The organism is Sulfitobacter sp., assembly GCF_036960155.1.
GTDB lineage: Bacteria > Pseudomonadota > Alphaproteobacteria > Rhodobacterales > Rhodobacteraceae > Sulfitobacter.
The window spans coordinates 20,957-27,911 of sequence record NZ_JBALWB010000026.1; the positions used below are offsets into that span (position 1 = coordinate 20,957).

The 6,955-nt window shown below is 52.2% G+C and carries 6 protein-coding genes; 5 read left to right on the forward strand and 1 reads right to left on the reverse strand.

Translation table 11 applies throughout. The annotated features are described in order from the left end of the window. Positions 1-199 precede the first annotated feature (199 nt). From V7775_RS24275 to V7775_RS24290, 4 genes are all read left to right on the forward strand, one after another. Entirely contained in the window at positions 200-1,558 is a 1,359-nt protein-coding gene (locus V7775_RS24275) for a DUF2927 domain-containing protein (RefSeq protein ID WP_335754516.1), read from the forward strand. A gap of 25 nt (positions 1,559-1,583) precedes the next feature. Beyond that, positions 1,584-1,751 carry an apolipoprotein acyltransferase gene (locus V7775_RS24280; protein WP_335754517.1) on the forward strand — a complete coding sequence of 56 codons (168 nt, stop codon included), beginning with the start codon at positions 1,584-1,586 and terminating at the stop codon, positions 1,749-1,751. Then, positions 1,751-2,938: a vWA domain-containing protein gene (locus V7775_RS24285; protein WP_335754518.1), complete on the forward strand. Its 1,188-nt coding sequence runs from the start codon at positions 1,751-1,753 to the stop codon at positions 2,936-2,938. Before V7775_RS24280 ends, V7775_RS24285 begins: the two co-directional genes overlap by 1 nt. 352 nt (positions 2,939-3,290) lie before the next feature. Continuing rightward, positions 3,291-4,313: an NAD-dependent epimerase/dehydratase family protein gene (locus V7775_RS24290; protein WP_335754519.1), complete on the forward strand. Its 1,023-nt coding sequence runs from the start codon at positions 3,291-3,293 to the stop codon at positions 4,311-4,313. A gap of 488 nt (positions 4,314-4,801) precedes the next feature. On the opposite strand, the gene V7775_RS24295 is transcribed toward V7775_RS24290, so the two are convergent. Further along, entirely contained in the window at positions 4,802-5,086 is a 285-nt protein-coding gene (locus V7775_RS24295; RefSeq protein ID WP_335754520.1) for a hypothetical protein, read from the reverse strand. Positions 5,087-5,327: 241 nt separating this feature from the next. Between V7775_RS24295 and V7775_RS24300 the strand changes: the two genes are divergently transcribed. Then, a complete protein-coding gene (locus tag V7775_RS24300) occupies positions 5,328-6,716 on the forward strand; it encodes an NAD(P)-binding protein (RefSeq protein ID WP_335754521.1) in 1,389 nt (462 codons plus the stop codon). Positions 6,717-6,955: the final 239 nt, after the last annotated feature.

Genomic DNA, 6,955 nt, shown 5'->3' on the forward strand with positions numbered 1-6,955 from the left:
GCCTCAATCTGGAAAATTTGCCACTATTTCGCCTTAATTGCTCCCTACCGAGGACAGGTTGAGAGGCGAAAAGATCTCCAATTGAAGCTCAAAAGGGCAGGCAGCAGAGTATGAGTACCCAGATCGCACTGTATGTGCACGTGCAGAACGCGCGCTTTTCAACACGTTACAGAACACTTCTTATCCAAGGAGTTTCCACATGAAATCACGCATCGCCCTAATCCTCGCAATGGCGTTAAATGCGTGTACTCCTACTCATGGTGGGGATGTAACCCGCGCTATGCCCATCAGTGACAGCACACTGCCGCCCATAAAAATATTCAACACTGGGTATCATGCGGGTCCTGTGCGTGCGAACAACGATCTGGCCCTCGATTTCATCGAGCTATCTTTCCAGCTTGAGAGCGGCCGGGAGCTGCCTATATTCACCCGTTTTGAAGGCCCCATAACTGTCTCAGTGATTGGAAATCAACCTGCGTCCCTGCAGCATGATCTGACACGCCTTTTAGGACGTCTACGCAGCGAAGCCGGCATCAACATTAGTCAAACGAATGCACCGCGCGCAAACGTTACTATCAATGCTGTATCGCGCAAAGAAATCCGTAAATTGCTCCCGCAGGCGGCTTGTTTTGTTGCCCCTAACGTCAGCACATTGGATGAATATCGCAAATCGCGTAAAACCAAAAGTGGCAGCTGGTCCCAGCTGCGTAAACGCGAACGTCTGGCGATCTTTCTGCCCAATGATGTAAGCCCGCAAGAAGTTCGCGATTGTCTACACGAAGAGCTGGCCCAGTCCCTTGGTCCGCTTAACGATCTGTACCGCCTACCCGATTCTGTCTTTAACGATGATAACGTGCACACGGTTTTGACCGGGTTTGATATGTTGATGCTGCGCGCATACTATTCGCCGCAGCTCCACAATGGCATGTCACGCGGTCAGGTGGCAGCCACCCTGCCCCACATCCTGCGGGACATTAACCCACGTGGAGAAACGACATCAGCTAACTTCGCTACGCGCACCCCGATCCAGTGGAAACGCGCTATCGAAACCGCGCTTGGGCCTGCTTCTAATCGCAGTGAACGCCTCAAAGGTGCTGGCGAAGCTTTGACCATCGCCAAGGCCATGGGATGGCGCGATCAACGCCGCGCCTTTGCGCATTATGCCATGGGCCGTGTTCTACAGCGGGACAATCCCAAAGAGGCGCAAACTCACTATGCTGCCGCCAAACAGTTCTATAACGCCACACCGGGCACAGGTTTGCATCAGGCTTACGTTGCGACACAGCTGTCAGCATTTGCTGTCAGCCAAGGTCAAGGCGCCCAAGCACTCCACCTCATTGCGCCGCACGTCGAAACCGCACGTTTAAACGAGAACGCCGCATTGCTTTCTACGCTGTTGCTGCTACGTGCAGAGGCGCTGGATCTGGAAAACCGCCCCTCTGAAGCAGAAGCCGTCCGTATGGACAGTTTAGGGTGGGCACGATACGGATTTGGCTCTGATTGGGCTGTGCGGGCCAAGCTGCGTGAGATTTCATCGCTCAACCCGCTCAAAGGATAGCCCGTAAACACAAAAGGGCTGGACTATGATAGTAATTGGGTTGGCGATACTTGGCATCGTTATTGGCAGCATGACCGCGCGAAGACGTAACGGAAATCGCAAAGACATTGCCCAATACGCAGCTGGCTATGGCATGGCGTTCCTGATTGTGGGTATGTTTCTCACAGTTATAATCGACCGGATCACCAGCTAATGTTTCTACCCTTCTTCGAACAACTGCGCGCCCATAAAGTTCCCGTTTCAATGCGAGAATTTTTGGCATTTCTAGATGGCATGGCTGCGGGCATTGCCACCTATGATGTTGAGGCATTCTATTACCTCGCGCGGGTTTCGATGGTGAAGGACGAACGCAACATCGACAAATTCGACCAAGCCTTCTCGGCGGCCTTTTCTGGTACAGAAAACATCACGTTAGAGCAGGTTCTTGAAGCAGTTGATATCCCTGCTGAGTGGCTCAAAAAGATGTCTGAAAAGCATTTGAGCGACGCGGAAAAGGCAGAGATCGAAGCCATGGGTGGTTTTGAAAAACTGATGGAAACGCTCAAGGAGCGCCTCAAGGAACAAGAAAAGCGCCATGAGGGCGGCAGCAAATGGGTTGGCACCGGGGGCACCTCCCCCTTTGGCGCCTATGGCTACAACCCCGAAGGCGTGCGGATTGGCCAAAAAGAAGGCCGCCATGGCAAGGCTGTGAAAGTCTGGGACAAACGCGAATTCCGCAATATGGATGACACGGTAGAACTGGGCACGCGCAACATCAAAGTGGCGCTCAAACGCTTGCGCCGTTGGGCGCGCGACGGCGCCGCCGAAGAACTAGACCTGAACGGCACAATCCGTTCAACCGCTGAACAAGGTTATCTGGACGTCAAAACCCGCCCCGAGCGGCGCAATGCAGTCAAAGTGCTGTTGTTTCTTGACGTCGGCGGTTCAATGGATCCACACATCAAGGTTGTCGAAGAACTGTTCAGCGCGGCACGATCCGAGTTTAAGCATATGGAATCCTTCTATTTCCATAACTGCCTTTATGAAGGTGTATGGCGCGACAACCGCCGTCGCTGGGACGCTCAAACCCCGATGCATGAAATCCTGCGCACCTATGGCCCGGATTATCGCTGCATCTTTGTGGGCGATGCCTCCATGTCGCCCTATGAAATCGCCTACCCCGGTGGCGCCAATGAGCATTGGAACCCCGAAGCAGGCTCCGTCTGGTTAGAGCGCGCGCGCGAGCAGTGGAAATCTAACCTGTGGATCAACCCGATCCCTGAAAAATACTGGTCCTACACGCAATCCATCACGATGATCCAAGAGATATTTGGCAATGACGCAATGGTCCCCATGACCCTAGAAGGCCTGAGCCGAGGCATGAAAACACTTACGCGTTGAAAGATGCGCAGCCTAGCACATGCAAAAGGCCAAAATTTCGGGGCTGATGCTGCTGCGTATTCTTCCGGTCCTAATTCTGCGTTGACGCAGATGTTTATAGTCCATGCACGACTTTCAACCAAAAGATGGACGCAAATGATCAATGCGCCCCTTGCGAGACCCGTTGCAAAAGCTTGCATTGAGCCCGAACTTTCCAAATTTCTTAATGCACTGAATGGCGGCACATGCCCGTGATGGCCTTGATCTGCGCCATCCCCATAGCATCACGCGCCGCAATTACAATCATCGACATCACATCAAGCCCCCAATAGACAGTTAACAAGTATTCTGTAATTTTTTACCGAGGTCCTTTATGTCCCAAACGATTTTCGTAACTGGCGCGACTGGCTATGTCGCCAAACATCTTATCTTTCAACTTCTCGAAAAGGGATATGCGGTGCGCGGTTCGGTCCGATCTTTGGACAGTGAAGGCGCGCTGAAGAGTGATTTGATTGCGGCGGGGATTCCAGAGCAAACAGTTACGGAACAGCTATCATGTGTTGAATTGGACCTTGGACATGACATGGGTTGGGATACGGCGCTAACAGGTGTTGATGCCTTGATGCACACCGCGTCGCCGTTTCCGCTGGACGTCCCAAAAGACGAAGAGACCCTGATACGGCCTGCAGTGGATGGAACGCTACGTGCCTTGAAGGCTGCACAAAGCGCAGGGGTAAATCGCGTCATACTGACCTCATCAACGGTCGCCATTGTCAGCTATCCTCAAAAACCTGGCGGGGCGGCATTTGACGAAACGGATTGGGCTGACACAAAAACGTCGGCCGCATATCCAAAGTCCAAAACGCTGGCAGAACGGGCCGCTTGGGACTTCGTCGCAAATGAAGCCCCAGAAATTGCTTTGACCACCGTCAATCCGGGTTTGGTACTTGGGCAGCCAATCGGGCAACGTTATGGAGCATCTTTGGCCGTCGTAGAGCGGGCATTATCTGGCAAAGACCCGATGGTGCCGAATGTAGGCTTTCCTTGCGTGGATGTGCGGGATGTAGCCGCCTCTCACATCGCCGCGCTTGAGCATCCCGAAAGCGCGGGCGAACGATTTGCCTCCTGCGGCGGGTATTTGGAATTCTCGGAGCTTGCGGCGATCCTCAAGGCTCAATATCCAGATCGGAAAATCGCAACACGCGTGGCTCCAAATCTGATGATGCGCATTTTGGCCCTCTTTGATCCTACCATCCGCGGCATCGTTCCGGCGTTGGGTCAGCGCACAGAGGTCAGCGGTGCCAAAGCGCAGGCGCAACTCGGGATTCAATTTCGCAATGTGTCTGACAGCCTGTTAGAAACAGCTGCATTCTTGCAAAAACAAGATCGCATTTGAGCTTGGCGTCATAACCACAGCGAACGAAACGATGGCGTTGGCAACCAATAGCACCTAGAAAAATAGTCGCGCGACCCAATCTAGAGATGTGTAAACAACATTATCGATGATTGGGCCGCCGACGACGCCAAAAAAGTAAAGGCACAGGAACGCCATCGCTGCTGCAGATGTACAAACAGCCAGCGCCGCCAGAACATACGCAGTGTCTGTAAGTTTAGATTTGAACAAAAATATCTCTTCTCTCGACACATTGGTCGTTGGATCTGGGGCCGCTGGATGCGGTGAAACTTCGCCATGCGAACAGGACAACAGTTTAAATCATGTCGTCAATCGCCCCTTCTCGGCCCTACAGCTAACATTATTTACGTTGGGGCAACCGCCCAGTCCGAGTGTTATCTATCGTGCTAAAGGTAAGCCCCCCGCGCAAATGCGGGGGGCGTTTGGCGTCCATTGCCCGCTAAACGCAGACAACAGGCCAATAGATCTGATTATGAACCGCCAACAACATCGCCGCCATGTGCGCTACTCAGTGTCATGGGGAACTCTTTTGCAACCTGCTCTCGCAGGCCCGCAATCTTGGCCTGTGCGGCTTGCGCAGCTTCTGCATCAGCATATTGTGTTATTACACACATACTCAAGTCACCCGTTCGGACCATTTGCACGCCAGTTGCGCCATTTGCTATGATCAGGGGTACAAATTTTTCGTTCGCTTTAGCAGTCATGTCGTCTGTAATTTCAGTTGCAGTCCAATGGGATATGGTAACGAATGACATATAAATACTTTCAAAATATGGCTCCGGAATTGAAACCTGTTTTGAGGCTAGCACGGGTCATTGGCTCGACCTAATAGTTATGTTAAATTTATACATATCGAACCTCAACTCAGAGAACGGTGCCAGTCATGGGTTCCTACCAACCGGGCCTGCAACTGCAATATTTTGCATCTGAGGAAGTTTAGCTTTAACTAAATCAGATCCGAGTCTAGCGTTGTCCAAGCACACTGGGGAGCTCGGTATGGACCGCATCGAAACTGACTACTTGATTACTGGTGCCGGGGCCTCGGGGCTGGCTTTTGCCGATACGTTACTGGATGAAACCGACGCACATATCACGCTGGTAGATCGGCGCGACAAGGCGGGCGGTCATTGGAACGATGCCTATCCGTTTGTGCGCCTTCACCAGCCCTCCTCATTTTATGGCGTCTCGTCGCTCAATTTGGGCCGCGAAAGCATCGATAAATTTGGCCTCAACAAGGGTTTCGAAGAGCTTGCATCAGGCCAAGAGGTCGCCAATTATTTCCACACCGTGATGCGGGATCGGTTGCTGCAATCTGGACGCGTGCGGTTTTTACCCATGTCCGAACATTTGGGTAATGGTGAAGTTCGACAATTACTCTCGAACAAAATCACCCAAATTGACGTGCATCACCGCTACGTTGACGCAGGACTGCTTGAAAACGCCATTCCTTTGACACATCAAAGAAAATTCCAAGTGGCCGCGGATGTTGTCTGCATCCCGCCAAACTTTCTAACTCAAAAGGCACATTTGCACAGCCATTTCACGATACTGGGCGCTGGTAAGACGGCCATGGACAGTGTGCTTTGGCTGCTTGAAAATGGTGCTGATCCCACGCAGATACGTTGGGTCGTGCCCCGCGATCCGTGGATGATAAATCGCGCCTTCACCCAACCAAGTGGCGCATTTTATCACGAAAGTTTCGGAGGAACGATGCGCCAGATGGAAGCCGTGATGGATGCCACCTCAATCGACGATTTCGCTGATAGGATGGAGGCTGCAAACTTGTGGATGCGTCTTGATCCATCAGTGCGCCCTTTGATAATGCATGCCCCAACAGTAACAATGGCGGAACTTGAGCGACTTCGGGAAGTCAAAGATATTGTTCGTATGGGCCATGTAGAAACCATCGAACCCCATAAACTTCGGCTTGCTGGTGGGGATTGTTCCGCAAATCCCAGTACTTTGTATGTTGACTGTACTGCACGGGCACTTGGTCACACCAACACGTGGCCCATCTTCAATGATGATCGAATTGCGCTGCAAATGATCCGGCTCTACCAGCCCACGTTTAGCGCCGCCTTGATCGCTAAGATCGAAACGAGTTTCGACAATGATGAGGCGAAAAATGCACTCGCAATACCGGTGCCCATGACGGACACCGTGCAATCCTGGTTGGTATCCCAAATTGCAAATACGACAAACCAATTCGCGTGGTCCCAGCATCCTGAACTCAAGGCCTGGATCGCGTCCTGTCGCCTTGATGGTTTTGGTCGTGCTGGCCGCGAAGTCGATCGAAATGACCCCGAGGTGCAGGCAGTATTCAACCGGATAAAAGAGGTGTCGATGCCTGCGTTTGCGAATATGAGAAAGCTCGCAACAGCCTGAAGCTTTCTACAAGCAACACCTTATCCCGGCAGAAATGTATAAAAACGAAACGGGACATTTTAGCTTAGTCCAACATTCGTTAGCGCTGCTGCAAATGTTTGGAAGGTCCACATAGCTGGCAGTCACGCATGCGACACAAGGGAGCCGTCAGGTAGCTGAGCCTTCGCGCGTGCAGCGAAAGTCAGCTTTGAGCCCATTTTGTTGAAAGCTCGTTGGCTTTGGTGCGTTCAAGCGGGCTA